Raw genomic sequence first — 17,185 nt, 5'->3', positions numbered from 1 at the left:
AGCCGCCATACGGATATGGCGGCTGTTTGTTTTTTACTGCTTATGCTGCTCACGCTATTTATGCGTGCACTGCAACTAGCGGATAGCTCTCCACGAAACGCTCGCACTCAAGCGCTGCTTTACATCCGCTGCCTGCGGCTGTGATGGCTTGACGGTATTTATGATCCATAACGTCACCACAAGCGAAGATGCCAGGGATGTTCGTCTCGGTCGTGTCTGGTTTCACGATAATATAGCCGAGCTCATCTGTCTCAATCTGACCGCCGAGGAACTTGGTGTTAGGGGTATGACCGATTGCAACGAATATACCGTTTGTATCGATTACTTCTTCTTCGCCGGTAGCGTTGTTGAGGACTTTAAGTCCAGTTACGCCCATGCCACTTGCTTCAACAGCTAGTGGAGTTTTACCAAGACTCCAAGAAACTTTAGGATTGGAACGTGCGCGATCCTGCATGATTTTCGAAGCGCGAAGCTCTGTTCTGCGGTTCACAATCACAACTTCGGAAGCAAATTTAGTTAAGAAGTGAGCTTCTTCCATCGCGGAATCTCCGCCACCCACCACAATAATTTTCTTATTACGGAAAAAGAACCCATCGCATGTTGCACATGTACTTACACCCATACCGACATTCTCCCGTTCATTAGGAATACCCAGATATTTAGCAGAAGCCCCCGTTGAAATAATTAAGGTCTCAGCTTGTAATTCACCGAGTCCCTCTACTTGCAATGTAAACGGACGCTTTGAGGTATCAACATGGTTAACCCAACCTGTGCGAAACTCAGCACCGAAACGCTCGGCTTGTTTGCGCATATTGGCCATCAGTTCAGGACCCGTAATGCCATCAGGAAATCCAGGGAAGTTCTCGACATCTGTAGTTGTCGTTAATTGACCACCAGGCTCAGGGCCTTCAATAACGAGAGGGTTCATGTTCGCGCGAGCCAAGTATATGGCAGCTGTGAGCCCAGCAGGGCCAGTTCCGATAATAATTGATTTATACATAAATCGTACCTCCCATATGTTCGATTTCACACTTAATATACGTTTATATATATAAATTATGATATGTAAGGATGGGAAAGTCAATCCTTTTTATTCCAATTGGATTCATCGGATTACATGTGTTAGATTATCTAACATTTAAGCAATATTTTCTGTAAAAAAATCAGAAAGTTCTTGAAATTACATATCGTTTTCCATATAATTACTAAAAATAAAGAATTTCATGTTAGAATATCTAACATAAAAGAGGAGTGGAGCAAATGGGAGTCAAGGGTAGGCTTAGTAAAAAAGTACTGTTTGCAGTTGTTTCGTTATTCGGATTGTTTCCAATCATGGCACTCGCGGCTGAGGAGAAGACAGTGGCATCGCTAAGCGCAGGAATTGATGGGGTATGGGTTATGATCTCGGCTGTGCTGGTGCTGCTCATGCAGGCAGGGTTTATATTACTCGAAACAGGCTCCACTCGGATGAAGAATGCAGGTCATGTCGCAGGGAAGACGATTTTTACAGTAGGTTTAAGTTCCATCGTATTCTGGCTTGTGAGTTATGGACTTATTTTCGGTAAATCAGGTAATGGATTTGTTGGTTGGGGAGACTTCTTCTATTCACCTGTTAGCAGTGATCCGAATGCACTTTCTCCGTTTATCTTCTTCATGTTTCAAATGGCGTTCGCCACCATTTCCTTATCTGTTGCTTTCGGTGGGTTTGCCGAACGTGCGAAACTCTCGACTTATCTGGTATTCTCGATTCTGTTCACGGCACTCGTATATCCGGTTATTGCCCACTGGATCTGGGGAGGTGGCTGGCTCAGTACGCATGGCAAGCAAGATTTTGCAGGATCAACGGTGGTGCATTTAACAGGTGCGATGGCAGCTCTTGCAGCGACAATTCTGCTTAAGCCTCGGATTGGCAAATACAACAAGAATGGGACGCCGAATGAAATCCACGGGCATAACCAAGTGTTCTCGTCACTCGGAATTTTTATATTATGGATCGGCTGGTTCGGATTTAATGCAGGCAGTACGCTTGCGGTAGGGGATGGTTTCTTCGGCTTTGTCGCTCTCAACACACATCTAGCAGCGGGTGCAGGAGCTTTGTCGGCACTCTTAATTTCTTGGGTCGTGAATGGAAAGGCAGACATTACGAGTATTTTGAACGGGGCGTTAGGCAGCTTAGTAGCCATTACTGCATCTTGTGCGTTTGTAGAAACATGGGCAGCGGTAGTGATTGGATTTATAGCGGGCTTGTTAGTATTCTTCGGGGCGAAGTTATTTGAGAAATGGCGTCTAGACGATCCCATCTATGCGATCTCTGCTCATGGGGTAGCGGGGGTGTGGGGAACACTCTCCAGTGGATTGTTCGCAACTCCGGAGCTTGCTGCAAAAGTCGGCGTGGGGCAAGGTGGATTATTTTACACAGGAAGCTTTGAACAACTGTGGGTGCAAGCATATGGCGTGCTGACAGCAGGTGGTTATGCGTTCGTCGTATCGTTCGCGATTCTTTATGTGATGAAGCGTGTAATGGGACTGCGTGTTACAGAAGAAGAAGAGATTGTAGGATTGGATTTAAGTGAACACGGCAGTTATGGATATCCCGAACATATGAAAGCAGCATCTATTGAGCCGAAGACAGAAGCACTCAAGGTGGAGTAATGGAAGCGGCGTTCATAGAGAAGTTGCAGAAGAAGATTGCAGATGCGGTAACGATGAGGAAGCTAAGAGAGATTCGGGATTCGATTACATCACTTTTTATGTTGGAAGAGGTTAGTGGTCAAGGAGACATCTTGGAGCGATATGCGCGTTTTAATGTCCTACAGGATTGTCTCATTGCAAGGGTTGTGCAGCTAGTGGAGTCAGACCTCAGTAGTGGTGGGAGAGTAGCTCCATGCGCGTATGCATTCGTACTATTCGGTAGTGGTGGACGCAGAGAGCAGACGTATGTCAGTGATCAGGATAATGGCATTATTTATGCAGATCAGCCGATCGAGAAAATATTCCAAGCGCATCATTACTTTCGAATGCTAGGTGAGGCGGTGCAGCATGCATTAGAAGAGATTGGCTACCCTCCGTGTGCAGGGCGAGTTGTATGTGGCAATACGGCATGGCGTGGGAGTGTGCGTGACTGGAATGAACAACTCTATAAGTGGGGGACAGAGCCGACTTGGGAGCATATTCGTTACCTACTCGTGATGGCAGATATGAGAATGGTATATGGCTCTGCGGATGTGGTGGAGCATGTGGCAGAGAGTTTTCGCCAGCTGATGCATACCCGACCTGAGTTGGTTCAGGAGATGTTAGCCAATACACTGTTTCATCGTCCTATTACGGGAGTGTTTGGTAACTTAGTGCCGATTCCATATGGGGAATATGCGGGTGGTATTGAGATTAAGTACGGACTATATATTCCCTTCGTGAACGCGATTCGCTTATTGAGCTTGATCCATGGGGTGCAGGCAGTCTCGACTATCGAGCGGATGAAGCAGCTTGCGGATCGGCAGGTGCTTGCGGTGATCGGGATGCAGATGTTCTATCGGGGACTGGCAGATACATTGTCGCTACGATCCTGTTCGGAAGCAGGTCAAATCGAAGGTATGGTTCAATCAGGAGGCATTATTGAGAAGGAATTAATTACGAAGGAAATTCGCTTGCGGATTAAGAATAGTATTCGCGTCGTCAAACGCATGCAGCGCTTGGTTCACCAAGAATGTCGATCATGGAATTTAAGGATGCGAGTGCGATGAAACCGGAGAAGTCACAAGTTCAATTCTGGCATTTGTACAAAATGGGCGGTCTATCTCCTGCGCTGCTGTCGTTCGTCAATGCGACAGGCGCGCAGCAGATGGCGTTCGTTCGCTCCTTGGTCAAGGAGAAACAGCAGAGTGAGATGGGGGTGTTACTAACGGATTTACAAACCGTTGTCTTTGATCTGGAAACGACAGGCTTCTATCCTCGGCAAGGCGATGAGATCATCTCGATGGGGGCTGTGGGAATTTTTGGACGATCAGCTCAAGAAGTAGATTCGTTCCATACGTTAGTTAATCCGAATCGTGTAATCCCATCCCATATTGAAGAACTCACTCACATCACCACGCCAATGGTGCAAAATGCCCCCACACTCATCGAAGCACTAGCCCAATTCTTCGAATTCGTCAAACAGCGTACACTCATCGCCCATGGCAGCAGCCATGACAAACAGTTCCTCAAGATGGCACTGTGGAAAACATCCCGCGCGGCATTTAATCACCGCTTGCTCGACACCATGTGGATCGCCTGCAAGCTACATCCCTCCCGTCATCACTTCACACTCGACGACTGGCTTACCTATTACGGTATCCCGATCAGCGAGCGCCACAACGCCCTCGCCGACTCACGCATGACCGCTAAGCTCTGGTCGTCCCTCCTCCAAGAGCTCTACACCAAGCGCATCGACACGCTCGGTGACTTGTACACCTTCTGCGCGAGGTGAGGGGGGAAAAGATGTCGCTTAGTAGTTGCGCTGGCTTGTAGGAGATAGATATTTGTACAGCATCGCTTTCATGGAGAGGGTTGTTGTTTGAGTAATGGGGCGGTTAGCTGCTATCACTTGCTCGTAGAACAGGTGATGCTCTTTGACTTCGGAGCAGTGCTTACCCACGAAGTACACAAAAAACCAGAGCCGCAATACATTGCGCTCTGGTTTTTTGCGCCCCTCCTGCCCCAAAATGAGGGGCAATCCCTGCTTCGAAGCAGAGACAGAGAGCGACCCTTCCCATGGAAAGCGAAGCGGTCGCCTTTTGAACATAGTGTCCCCACCCCTGTAACCTAATCAAGGGACACGGCGTTCTAGCGATGGAATGGGATGGGTCACTCGTCGTCTCAGCCCAATAGCATCATTCAAGTCACCTTCGAATCAACTCTCACATCTCTCCTCTGACTTTACCCCTCAGCCCCGAATATGATTCCCCCATGCCCCTCTAATCTCCGCACCCTCACATCGAGTCTGTTCACCCTCTGCTGCAATTGATTAATCTCCTGCGACATCCGAAACTGCTCGCGTTCAAGCCTGTTTACCCGCTGCTCCAGATTAGATCCTGGAGGAAAAGGAGGGAGTGGAAGGGGAGGTGGTGGGAATATACTTGGCTGTGGAATGGTGAGTCGCTGCCCCACATAGATATGAGACCCATCTAATTCATTACCTTGCAAAATATCATCAACCGTTACACCAAACCCTGTGGCGATGGAATAAAGAGAATCGCCTGATTGTACGACATACGTCTGCATATGAGAATCGCTCCTTTTTCAATAAAGAGTTTATCTTTTAGGCAATATATGAGGTAGGTGGGTGAATGGCGTTGGTTAAATGCCCATAATATCCCAATATTTCCGAAACTTGAATCAATAACTGAAAAGTTGTACGATTAGTGCCTACATCATATGAGAGACTGGGGAGTTATTATGAACAAGCAACAAGCGCATCCATCGGATGCAGGTCCTTCCAATCCGGGGGACCAGTTTAGTAAGGCTGGATTTATTTTTGCTGCAATCGGCAGCGCTGTGGGACTTGGGAACTTGTGGAAATTCCCTTATATTACAGGAAAATTCGGCGGTGGCGCCTTTTTCATGTTGTTCATTCTGTGCCTCATCATCATTGCTTTACCCGTACTCATTGCGGAGCTTGCGATTGGCCGCGGAGGAAGAGGGAACGCATCATCATCCTTTTACAAATTATCAGGATCAAAGTTCTGGGCAGGTTCGGGATTAATCGGGGTTGTTGCCGCGTTCATGATCCTATCTTTCTATAGCGTAGTAGCGGGCTGGACGGTGTATTATGCAGTGAAATCGTTCAGTGGCTCTTTATTTTCGAATCCAGATTACAATGGTCAATTCGAAGCGTTCACAGGCAGCTGGTCACCGGTCTTCTGGCAATTTATTGTTCTAGCGATCTGTTTGTTCGTCATCCTTAAGGGAGTTTCCAGTGGGATTGAGAAGTTCAATAAAGTACTGATTCCAGGACTTGTGATCGTATTATTGTTCTTAATGGTACAAGCACTTCGCTTGCCGGGTGCAGGGGCAGGAGTGGAATTTTTCCTAAAGCCTGACTTTTCTAAACTAACAGGACACTCCGTTCTTGAAGCGATGGGACTTGCGTTCTTCTCCATGTCACTGGGGATGGGTGCGATGATTACATTCGGTTCTTATGTGCAAAAAGAGCAATCGCTAGGAACTGCGTCTATTGCCGTAGGACTCGGAAATTTGTCGTATGCGCTCATCGCAGGACTTATTATTTTTCCAACAACATTCGCGTTTGGCATTGAACCGGCACAAGGGCCGGGACTCGTATTTGTCGTACTGCCTGCGGCGTTCTCCGCTATGCCGTTCGGTTCGTTGTTCGGCGGACTATTCTTCGTCTTACTGGCGATGGCGGCACTGACATCGGCGGTGTCCTTACTTGAAGTACCAACGGCTTATGTCATGAGTAGGTGGAACTTGAGCCGTAAGAAGGCAGCTGTGTATACAACGATTGTTGTATTCGCCCTTGGTGTGCCTGCTGCATTATCTGTCGGAGGAGTATTAAGTGATATCCATATTTTTGGGAAAAATATTTTTGATATTATCGACTATATCGCATCGAATATTCTTCTACCGCTTGGTGGACTTGCGGGGACAATTTTTGCCGGTTATGTGTGGAAGAAAGCAGGCGAGGAAGCAGGACTACAAGGTATCTGGTATAAGATTTGGAGATTCCTACTCTGCGTGATTACACCGATTCTGATCGTACTTGTGTTCTTGTCATCGACAGGACTTCTTGATTGGATTATCGTTTAACGAATTTGAAGTTGATCCGTGCATAGCTATCGCTTATTTGCCGCATCCTACTAGCTGATAGGAGGGAAGTATATGCCAGATAACGATACAAGCTTACAAGCGCAGAATCCGATTTCCGATGCTCAGAATGCGATTGATCATGCGTATAATGCGATTTCTCAAGCGATGAGTCATCCGACGTCGCAGACAATTGAGCAAGCCCGTAATTCACTATCCAAGGCGGAACATGCAGTAGAACAAGCCCATGGAGATCCGAATACAGAGGCACTTGATCGGTTAGAAGAAGCGCTGAGTAGCGAGCATGAAGACCTAGATCAGCTATCATAATCAACCATCGAAGGCGCGTGTGGGAGTAACTATCCTGCATGTGCCTTTTTGCGAATAAAGGTAAAATTATCAAAAAAATTCATTGACAAAATATTTCGACCGATGCTAGAATTCGGTTCATGAGCTGTAACAAATAATAACGAAAGGTGGGATTTCGATGTACAACATCATCAAGATTGTAGGTAGAAAATTGAATATCGAAATAGCAACCCGTCCTTCGGTACAGCCAATTGGCTTTTAACTGAACTCACATATCGGACGCAGTGTTGCTTGATTGATCAGGAGCGCTGCGTTTTTATATTGATATGGGTCTCTCTAGGTGTTTGATGAAATTCCATTTAACGGGTATTTCTCAATTACTTGGCGGATACATATGGATGAAGACGTATCGTAACTATCGCGATGCGTCTTTTTTTGTAGCTATGTAAGGATAAGGTTTGGCGATATTGGCTGCCGTGATGGCGGATTTGCAAATGATAGGACTAGATGCGCGTGTTCAAAAAGTTAAGCGAAGAAGAATGAGGGTGTTGAAGGAGCGTAGCGCTCGCCTTTGAAATCGTGAAAATACCATTAAATAAATTCAAAATTCACGATTGAGACAGCGACCGGAAGCACCTTCATTCTTCGTAGCAACCCGACTTATTGAACACGCTCGAGATGGGGGAGTGAACAGATTGTTTGATGTTTTAGGGAAATTAGGTTGGTACTTTAAGCAAGAGTGGAAGCGCTATACGATCGCGATTACGTTTCTAATCTTGGCAGGTGTACTGGAGGTTATTCCTCCTAAGCTTGTCGGTATGGCGATTGATGATATTCAGTTTGGCACGATGACAAGTGATAAGTTATGGATTTACATAGGTGTGGGCGCGCTACTCATTATTTCGATATATGCGGTGACCTTTGTCTGGTTTTCGAAGCTATTCGGCGGTGCGTTCTTGGTAGAGCGTACGCTTCGCTCACGATTTATGACTCATTTACTCAAGATGACACCGACATTCTATGAGCGTAATCGTACAGGCGATTTAATGGCGAGAGCGACGAATGATTTGCGCGCAGTGTCGATTACAGCAGGTTTCGGAATTCTGACTTTAGTCGACTCATCCGCATTCTTGCTCGTCATTCTCGTGACGATGGCTTACTTTATCTCATGGAAATTAACGCTGGCAGCTCTACTGCCGCTGCCGCTTATGGCAATTGCAATGCAGAAGTTTGGCTCGATCTTGCACAACAGATTTACCGTTGCACAAGACTCTTTCGGAACGATGAATGATGCGGTTCTAGAGTCTGTTGCTGGTGTGCGCGTTGTACGTGCTTATGTGCAAGAGAAAGCAGATGAAGGCAGATTTGAAGATCTTACACAAGATGTGTATCGGAAAAATACAGCGGTAGCGAAGATCGATTCTTTATTTGATCCTACGATTAAGATTCTGGTTGGATGCTCTTACTTAATTGGTTTGGGTTACGGTGCGTACTTGGTGTTTCACAATGAAATCACGCTCGGCGAACTTGTATCCTTCAACGTCTATCTCGGGATGCTCATCTGGCCGATGTTCGCGATGGGTGAGCTCATGAACGTCATGCAGCGTGGTGGAGCGTCACTAGATCGGGTGAATGAGACACTCGCTTATAAACCGGATGTGGCGGATCGTGATCAGGTTGTCCATATGGATAAACCGGGTCAGCTGGCATTCCACAATGTCACGTTCCGTTACCCATCCTCTGAAGTTAACAATCTAGAGCAGATTAACTTCAAGATCGAGCGCGGTGAAACGCTTGGAATTGTCGGACGTACGGGTTCTGGTAAAACAACGCTAATCAAGCAACTTCTGCGTGAATATCCGGTGCCGAGCGGACAAATTACCTTGTCCGGTAAATCGATTGATACACTTGCGATGGATCAATTGCTTGGTTTTGTCGGCTATGTGCCGCAAGACAGTACGTTGTTCTCAAAGACGATGCGCGAGAATATTCTTTTCGGTAAAAAGGATGCAACAAACGCTGACGTGATGCATGCGCTTGATCTAGCTTCCTTCTCAGAAGATATTACGGTGTTGCCGCAAGGTATGGAGACGCTTGTTGGGGAGAAGGGTGTTGCCCTCTCAGGCGGTCAGAAACAGCGTGTGTCGCTCGCACGGGCATTTATCGCAGATCCGGAAATATTACTATTAGATGACGCGATGTCGGCTGTGGATGCACGTACAGAAGCGAAGATTATCTCGAACATTCGCCGTGAACGTGCAGGGAAGACGACCATGATCGTTACACACCGTCTATCTGCTGTCCAGCATGCAAGTCGCATTGTTGTACTGGATGAAGGGCGAATCGTAGAAGAGGGTACACATGAAGAACTAATCGCAATAGGCGGTTGGTACAAAGAACAATATGAACGCCAACAGGCAGAAGCCGATTTGGGCTAAGAGAGAAGGTGAACGTACGTGAGTAAGGGAGTAGGACGTCGATTATGGCATTATGCCTTATTGTATAAGAAGAGCTTTATTCTTTCGCTAGTCATGCTAGCGATTACAGTTGCAGCGGAGTTAACAGGTCCGTTCATTGCGAAGACAATGATTGATACGCACATTCTCGGGATCGAGAAGAAGTGGTATGTCGTAACAAATCCGGGTAGCAATCCTTCCTATGAAATAGATTTTAGAGGAAAGGTATATATACGTGGGGATCGCATTCCAGAGGGGCAACCGCTCGGTCAAGAAGTACGTGTTCTTCAAGCCGGTAGACAGTTTGCATTAATTGAGAGCCCGCTTGTAAGTGATGGTGAGCGTAAGATTAACGGGGATACACTCGTTGTGACGAAAGCGGGTCAATCGACCACGTACCCTGCATATGTGCTAAGTGGTACGGAGTTGTATCAATTTTATAAGCCCGAAATTCAAGGGTTAGTGAAGTTAATTTTGATTTACTTGGGACTCTTGATCGTGGCATCGGTGTTCCAATTTGGTGAAAAATATGTGATGCAGACGTCTGCGAACCGAGTTATTCAGCGGATGCGCGGCGATGTGTATAAGCAAATTCATCGGATGCCGATCAATTACTTCGATAACTTGCCAGCAGGTAAGGTTGTATCCCGTGTTACGAACGATACTGAAGCGGTGAAAGACTTGTTCGTAACCGTACTCGCGCAATTCTTCTCCGGTTCCATTTACATGATCGGGATTCTCGGCGCACTATTCTTGCTCGACTACAAGCTAGGTCTTGCGTGTATGGTTGTCATTCCAATCTTGTTTGTATGGATTGTCGTGTACCGCAAGTTTGCGAGCAAGTATAACCGTGTTATTCGCTCCCGTCTAAGTGATATGAATGGGATGTTAAATGAATCGATTCAGGGTATGCCGATTATTCGTGCTTTCCGTCGTGGCAAAGAAACGAAGCAAGAGTTTGAAGAGCTCAATGAAGATTATTACCAGCACCAACGCAAGATGCAGCGCCTGAATTCCTTAACGTCGCATAACTTGGTCGGTGTGCTGCGTAACGCTGCGTTCGTGCTGCTAATCTGGTACTTCGGTGGGGCATCATTAGGTGTAGGTACGGTCATTTCAGTCGGTGTGCTCTATGCGTTTATCGACTACATGAACCGTCTATTCCAACCGATTGTTGGTATGGTGAACCAGCTTGCAACGCTAGAGTCCTCACTTGTTTCCGCGGAGCGCGTATTCGAGCTTATGGATCAAGAAGGAACAGATGTTGCAGAGGGTACACTTCCGCGTTACAAAGGGAATGTGAAGTTCGATCAAGTCACTTTTGCCTATATTGAGAATGAGAATGTCTTGAAGAATATCTCCTTTGAAGCGAAGCAAGGTCAGACCGTGGCACTTGTGGGTCATACAGGTTCGGGTAAGAGCTCGATTATGAACTTACTGTTCCGTTTCTATGATGTGAACCAAGGAAAGGTCACAATTGACGGTAAAGATGTGAAAGACATTCCGAAGCAGATGCTTCGACAACATATGGGGATTGTATTGCAAGACCCGTTCTTGTTTACAGGTACAATTGCGAACAACGTAAGCTTGAACGATCCTGCGATTACGCGTGAGAAAGTAGATGCTGCACTAAACGCAGTAGGTGCCAAGCGTGTACTCAATAACTTGCCGAACGGATTTGATGAGCCGGTTATTGAAAAAGGAAGCACCTTATCCGCAGGTCAGCGTCAGATTATATCCTTTGCTCGCGCACTCGCCTTCGATCCTGCGATTCTAATCTTGGACGAAGCGACAGCGAGCATTGACACAGAGACAGAAGCCGTCATTCAAGACGCGCTAGAAGTATTGAAAAAGGGAAGAACGACGTTTATTATCGCACACCGTTTGTCCACGATTCGAAGTGCCGATCAAATTCTGGTCTTGCACCGTGGGGAAATTGTAGAGCGTGGTAATCACGAGGAACTTATGGCACAGAAGGGTCGTTACTTTAACATGTATCAATTGCAGCAAGGTGGAGGAGCTGCTCCTGCACCAACACTTGCACCAGCAAGTGCAGCGGCAGTTGAACCCGATAAAGTGAGCCTACGTGCAGCGGAATAGAGGATAAACAAAAAGCAACGAAGCTAAGGCAATATGCCGAAGTTCGTTGCTTTTTTTAGATATTGAATTCATATCAGCGTTTCTCTTCTTAATGAGTTTTGAATCGAGTCGTCATCTCTTGTAAGTCTTGTGCCATGCTTGCCATTTCCGTAAGTGCATGATTCACTTCCCCAAGCGCAATGAGCTGGCTTTGTGAAGCGGATGCAGCATGTTGAACATTGGTATTAGATTGAACAGATATATCTTCCATTTGATTCAGAGATGCTGTAATCTCTTCGCTACTTGCGGACATTTGCTCCGATGCAGCAGATACTTCTTGCATTTGATCAGCCACATGCTCGACGCGCTTTAAGATGTTGTCGAAGGCTTGTCCGACTTCACCCATGATCAAGGTACCTTCATTTACGACTTGATTACCTTTGGTCATCATGGCAGCAGCTTGTTCGCTTTCTTTTTGAATGGAGCGAATTAATGTAATAATATCTTTAGCGGATTGATTGGATTGCTCTGCAAGCTGCCTTACTTCATTGGCTACTACGGCAAACCCTTTCCCATGCTCACCAGCACGTGCGGCTTCAATAGCTGCATTAAGTGCGAGTAGGTTGGTTTGCGTTGCAATGTTAGAAATAACTTGCGTAATTTTTCCGATTTCATTTGTGCGTGCGCCTAATTGTTGCGTAACGACGGATGATTCATAGACCGTTTCACGAATCGCCGCCATTTGCCCAATTGCGCGTTGAATCGAAATGTTACCTTCATTCGCTTTCTGAGCTGCATCAACCGACGATTCCAATACATTGGAAGAAAATTCGGCAATACGCTGAATACCGACAGCGACTTCTTCCATTGAACGGACGCTTTCTTGCGCATTGACTAATTGAATGTTTGCGCCTTCTGCTACTTGGTTCATATCCGCAGCGATTTTGGTATTAACTTCGGTCGATTGCTGCGCACCTGCGAGCATTTCTTGGGTACTAGCTGATAATGTTTCTGCATTTTGGCTGATACTGATTACAATTTTTCTTTGAGATTGTATCATCAAGTTAAAATCGGTCGTAAGCTGGCCTAATTCATCCTTGGATTCATAAGTCCCTTGTACTGTTAAGTCCCCTTGCTGTGCTTTTTTCATTAAGCCTCCAATTTCATGGATTGGCCTTCTAATGACTTTGATGATGAGATAACCAACAGTACCACAGACTGCATAACAGAATACCCATACTATAATACTCCAGATTGTTGAAAGCTTTAGATCGGAGTGGTTTCTTGTATTTAGAGCATCTGCATCCTCTTGGTTAAATTTCGTAATTTGTGTTAAAGCTTCTACCATCTCATTACGCAGTGGCTGTACATTCGTCGTAAAAATGGCATATGCAATATCACTTTTATTTTGCAAGGCTAAATCGTTATAGCGCTTGAGATGAGACTCACTTGCTTGCAGTTTGGCTTTGTAAATATCAAGCTGTTCTTTCTCGCGATCTGACATCGCGTGAGATTCAAAGCTTTTCATTGCTTCTTGGCTCTCGGCAATGTGTTGATTAATCTTCTTCATGTTTTCTTGCTTCTTCGTTTGTTCGGTTAGAGCAATAAGTTCAAGTTCATAGAAATTAATCTTCGCATCGTTCACTAAGATTGTTGAGATGAGATTATTCGGTACTAACTTATCATCATACATTCTAATGGAGTGTTGACCTACACTTTGAATCGAAAAGTAGCTAGCCAAACTAATCGCTGCCATGAAGAAAAGGGATATACCGAATAGTACGTAAATCTTTGCTGACACCTTTAAATTCGTAAGTAGATTCATGATTTTCATTATGCAAGCTCCTCTGTAAATTCTGACAATAGTTCTTATTAGTCAACTAAGATGATAAAGAAGTGAATTGCTATTGTCCCCCTTTACAATGGTCAATTTATGGGATGTCTTTGTTGAATGATGTTGGTTAAAAAAGTAATGAGAATAAATGTATATTAACTATAAATTAAAAAGGAAACAATACTTGACATCACATTGAATATAAGCTTGAAAGCGATTTCTATTCGGTCAAAACTTGAAGTCATTTGGCAAATCAAGCATAATCGAAAAAAAGTCATATATATTTTGGTCAGACGTAAAGGAGCTACTATGCGAATTAACAAATATATTGCAGAGACAGGTATATGTTCACGGCGTGAGGCGGATCGACTAATCGAATCTCGCAGCGTCACTATTAATGGAGAGATAGCTGCGCTTGGTTCAGTTGTTGAACCAGGGGATGTAGTGAAAGTGAGTGGTAAACGAATCGGCGAGCGTCCGGACTTCGTGTACATTGCACTGAATAAACCGACAGGGATTACATCAACAACAGAGCGGCATATTCGTGGGAATATTATTGACTTTGTGAACCATTCAGAGCGCATTTTCCCAATTGGAAGATTGGATAAAGATTCAGATGGATTGATCCTGCTTACGAACGATGGGGATATTGTGAATGAATTGTTACGCTCGGAAAATAATCACGAGAAAGAATACGTTGTGACATTAGATCGTCCGTATTCGCCTAATTTCATTAAAGGGATGTCGTCAGGTGTTCGTGTACTTGGGCAGATGACAAAGCCATGTGAAGTCATTCCAGTGGATGACTATACGTTCCGTATCATTCTGACACAGGGTCTCAATCGCCAGATCAGACGGATGTGCAGCGCATTTGGATTTTCGGTTCGTAAATTACGTCGGGTACGGATTATGAATGTGAAGCTAGGAAACTTACGTGTTGGACAGTGGCGGGATTTAACAAAAGGCGAGCTGGACGATCTATTTCATAGTCTGAATTACAAGCAACCTTCCAATTAAAAAATATTTTCTGAAATTACCTTCAAACGTAGTAACTTTTTCCAAGAGACCTCCGTCTATATGACTGAAGTTCAATTATGTATGAGGATAAAAGGGGGCCGATTGGGTTGAAATTGCTTCGAATGGTAGGTACAACAGCAATTGCATCAACATTAATGTTTGGTTCAGTATCAGGTGCGCTCGCACAGACAGCAGCTTCTGCACCAGCAAACAGCAATGTAACATCAAACACTTCACAACCGAAACTCACTCCTGTTGACGAGTCCAAGATAAAGACGAAGATTTCCAAGGACGAAGCAATTGCGACTGCGAAGAAAGTGCTGGGGTTACCGGAAGGGTATGCACTGGAATCTGTGAATCTCAATGAAGGTTGGAATGACAGTTATGATCGCAGCGTATGGCATGTGAGTTTTAATAAGCGTGAAGGAAACCGATATTATGGCAGTATCAACTACATGGTAGATGCCAATTCAGGTCGTGTTCTCGGTATGAATATGTATGAGAATGATCCGGATCGCAAGCCTGCCTTCCCTCCTAAAGTGGACTTTAAAGCAGGCAAAGAGCTAGCAGCGAAGTGGATTGAGAAAATGAATCCAGGCGAACAAAGCCAACTGCAATATAGCGGTATAGCTGACGAAGACCAACGTCCCCCGTTAAATGGAGATGTGCGTTATAACTATACTTACGTTCGTACGGTAAATGGCGTGAAGTTCCCTCAAGACTCTATTGGAGTAAACGTTGATGGTGATGGTCGTATTGTCGGCTACACGTTCAACTGGAGTGATAAAGCAAAGTTTGAGAATAAAACGGATGTGATCACACTCGAAGCAGCCAAAAAAGCGTTCCGGGATAAGATGAAGCCAGAATTGTTTTATGAAATTCCATACCAAGCTGCTGTGAAAACGCCGTATGTTGGATACAACATGAACAATGTGATGCTTGATGCGAAGACAGGTCAGATTTGGGATGGTGGATCTGTTAAATTACCAGAGTTGAATCTTAAACCGCTAACCGACCAGCCACTTGCGGACAAACCTAAGGCAAATTTGAATTTGTCCAAAGAAGAAGCCGTTGCTAGAATCACTTCTTCCTTTAAATTACCAGCGAATATGACACTGCAGAATGCCAATTACAGCGAGAATAAGAATGAGCAAACAGGCGAGATGATGAGCAGTTGGAACTTGAACTGGAATGTGGTAGAGGATAAAGAAGAGAAGATGGGCTATCCAAGTGGAAACAGTGCATGGGCACAGGTAAATGCGAAGACGGGCGAGATCATGTCATATAATCTCAACGTTCAGAATAACGATCCTGTAACAGGAAAGCCTGTACAGTTTGCGACTAAGGTATCTGTTGAACAAGCCAAAAGTAAAGCAATTGAATTCGTGAAGAAGAATGCCCCTCACTATACGAATGAGTTGATTCTTTCAGCTCTGCAGGAAGAGATCGTTACGATTCAATCCGAGAATATGCCGAAACCATTACCAACTTCGCGCTTGTATGAGATGAACTTTAATCATGTGAGTGATGGTGTTCGAGTGGGCTATAATTCGATTCATCTGGCACTTGATAAAGAGACAGGTGACATCATTAATTACTATAGCAACATGAACATGACGAATTATCCAACGAAGAAACCTGCCGTGATCGCAGCAGATAAAGCGCAAGAAATACTATTATCTCAATATGATGTAGAGCTTGTGTATGTACAGCCTTGGGATGTGCCTGGCAATATCCCAATTGAAAGATATAAAGTGATGATGGCTGCTGGTGATATGCGAGTACCAAGTGGTAAAGCAGAAGCGAAAGAAGCGAAGCTTATCTACCAGCTTACGAACAAATATCAGCGTGATTCGTATTACCTAGATGCGACAACAGGTTCATGGAAGAGCAGTTCAACAGGCGAGATTATTACACTTGAGAAAGTAAAAGTGACCGATATTGATGCACACTGGGCTAAAGATGCCATTCAGCTCATGCTCGACTATCAAGCTCTTGATGTGAAAGATGGTAAAGTAAGTCCAGATTCGCCGATTACGAAGGGCGAGATGGTGAAGATGCTCGTTACAGCGATGAATGGTGGTAACATGTATTTCGGTTCTGAGATGCTAGCTCGTCAGGCTACTTTCAAAGACGTAGCCAATGGCAGCAAATACTTCGCCTATATTGAGACAGCACTCGATCGTCGCTTGATTGATAAAGGAGAGAAGTTTAATCCGGATCAGAAGATGACACGCGAAGAGATGGCTCAGCTAATTACACGAGGACTAGGACTTAAGAAATTGTCCCAGTACGAGGCGATGTTCAACCAGACTTTCAGCGATCGTACTGAAGTAAAGGCACCAGGTGAAGCAGCGATTATCGTAGGGCTTGGGATTATGACGCTATCCGATAGTAAATTTGAACCCCATCAGGAAGTTTCTCGTGCGCAAGCAGCAAGTGCATTCTATCGATTCTTGCAGATTCGTTCCATTTTGCAAGATGGTATGGTGAATTAAGTTCATAAAATTTACGTCGTTTCGACTAAATGCAGGGAGTGGAGTCATATCATGGCTTTCACTCCCTTTTCATTGTCACAAATCTTAAGTTTTTTTGAAGATTATCGTTTTAGACGCTTCCTACTGACCCTTGGTTATACTATAATGTGTTTGTATAGAGAAAATGTTTTGTGTGCTACATAATTTTGGTA

The 17,185-nt window shown here is 45.0% G+C and carries 13 protein-coding genes; 9 read left to right on the top strand and 4 right to left on the bottom strand.

The window, feature by feature from the left end; translation table 11 throughout:
* Positions 1-58 precede the first annotated feature (58 nt).
* Positions 59-1,000 carry a thioredoxin-disulfide reductase gene (gene trxB / locus NV379_RS08150; RefSeq protein ID WP_258206811.1) on the bottom strand — a complete coding sequence of 314 codons (942 nt, stop codon included), beginning with the start codon at positions 998-1,000 and terminating at the stop codon, positions 59-61.
* A 260-nt stretch (positions 1,001-1,260) separates the two neighbouring features.
* Between trxB and NV379_RS08145 the strand changes: the two genes are divergently transcribed.
* The 3 genes from NV379_RS08145 to NV379_RS08135 are packed head-to-tail and all read left to right on the top strand — an operon-like array spanning position 1,261 to position 4,465.
* Positions 1,261-2,652, top strand: coding sequence for an ammonium transporter (locus NV379_RS08145; RefSeq protein ID WP_373426094.1), 1,392 nt, complete (start codon positions 1,261-1,263; stop codon positions 2,650-2,652).
* Entirely contained in the window at positions 2,652-3,740 is a 1,089-nt protein-coding gene (locus NV379_RS08140; RefSeq protein ID WP_258206810.1) for a DUF294 nucleotidyltransferase-like domain-containing protein, read from the top strand. The genes NV379_RS08145 and NV379_RS08140 overlap by 1 nt, the downstream gene beginning before the upstream one ends.
* Positions 3,737-4,465: an exonuclease domain-containing protein gene (locus NV379_RS08135; RefSeq protein ID WP_258206809.1), complete on the top strand. Its 729-nt coding sequence runs from the start codon at positions 3,737-3,739 to the stop codon at positions 4,463-4,465. The genes NV379_RS08140 and NV379_RS08135 overlap by 4 nt, the downstream gene beginning before the upstream one ends.
* An 18-nt stretch (positions 4,466-4,483) precedes the next feature.
* Here the strand turns inward: NV379_RS08135 and NV379_RS08130 are convergent, their stop codons facing one another.
* Positions 4,484-4,780 carry a hypothetical protein gene (locus NV379_RS08130; RefSeq protein WP_258206808.1) on the bottom strand — a complete coding sequence of 99 codons (297 nt, stop codon included), beginning with the start codon at positions 4,778-4,780 and terminating at the stop codon, positions 4,484-4,486.
* Between the two features lie 134 nt (positions 4,781-4,914).
* On the bottom strand, positions 4,915-5,259 hold the full coding sequence (locus NV379_RS08125) for a LysM peptidoglycan-binding domain-containing protein (protein WP_258206807.1): 345 nt from the start codon (positions 5,257-5,259) through the stop codon (positions 4,915-4,917).
* Positions 5,260-5,433: 174 nt separating this feature from the next.
* Here NV379_RS08125 and NV379_RS08120 point away from each other — a divergent pair, with 174 nt between their 5' ends.
* From NV379_RS08120 to NV379_RS08105, 4 genes are all read left to right on the top strand, one after another.
* Positions 5,434-6,804: a sodium-dependent transporter gene (locus NV379_RS08120; protein WP_258206806.1), complete on the top strand. Its 1,371-nt coding sequence runs from the start codon at positions 5,434-5,436 to the stop codon at positions 6,802-6,804.
* A 72-nt stretch (positions 6,805-6,876) separates the two neighbouring features.
* The gene (locus tag NV379_RS08115; protein WP_258206805.1) at positions 6,877-7,131 is read left to right on the top strand and encodes a hypothetical protein; all 255 of its coding nucleotides are present in this window, start codon (positions 6,877-6,879) and stop codon (positions 7,129-7,131) included.
* Between the two features lie 674 nt (positions 7,132-7,805).
* On the top strand, positions 7,806-9,548 hold the full coding sequence (locus NV379_RS08110; protein WP_258206804.1) for an ABC transporter ATP-binding protein: 1,743 nt from the start codon (positions 7,806-7,808) through the stop codon (positions 9,546-9,548).
* A gap of 93 nt (positions 9,549-9,641) precedes the next feature.
* Complete coding sequence (locus NV379_RS08105) at positions 9,642-11,666, top strand: ABC transporter ATP-binding protein (RefSeq protein WP_258207172.1); 2,025 nt, start codon at positions 9,642-9,644, stop codon at positions 11,664-11,666.
* An 88-nt stretch (positions 11,667-11,754) separates the two neighbouring features.
* Here NV379_RS08105 and NV379_RS08100 read toward each other — a convergent pair whose 3' ends face one another.
* Positions 11,755-13,479, bottom strand: a complete 1,725-nt coding sequence (locus NV379_RS08100; protein WP_258206803.1) for a methyl-accepting chemotaxis protein — start codon at positions 13,477-13,479, stop codon at positions 11,755-11,757.
* 309 nt (positions 13,480-13,788) lie between these two features.
* Here NV379_RS08100 and rluF point away from each other — a divergent pair, with 309 nt between their 5' ends.
* Positions 13,789-14,496: a 23S rRNA pseudouridine(2604) synthase RluF gene (gene rluF, locus NV379_RS08095; RefSeq protein WP_258206802.1), complete on the top strand. Its 708-nt coding sequence runs from the start codon at positions 13,789-13,791 to the stop codon at positions 14,494-14,496.
* A 107-nt stretch (positions 14,497-14,603) separates the two neighbouring features.
* Positions 14,604-16,994 carry a YcdB/YcdC domain-containing protein gene (locus NV379_RS08090; protein WP_258206801.1) on the top strand — a complete coding sequence of 797 codons (2,391 nt, stop codon included), beginning with the start codon at positions 14,604-14,606 and terminating at the stop codon, positions 16,992-16,994.
* Positions 16,995-17,185 lie beyond the last annotated feature (191 nt).

This window comes from Paenibacillus radicibacter, assembly GCF_024721995.1.
Classification (GTDB): Bacteria; Bacillota; Bacilli; order Paenibacillales; family NBRC-103111; genus Paenibacillus_AM; species Paenibacillus_AM radicibacter.
This window is presented reverse-complemented; position numbering and strand designations above follow the sequence as displayed.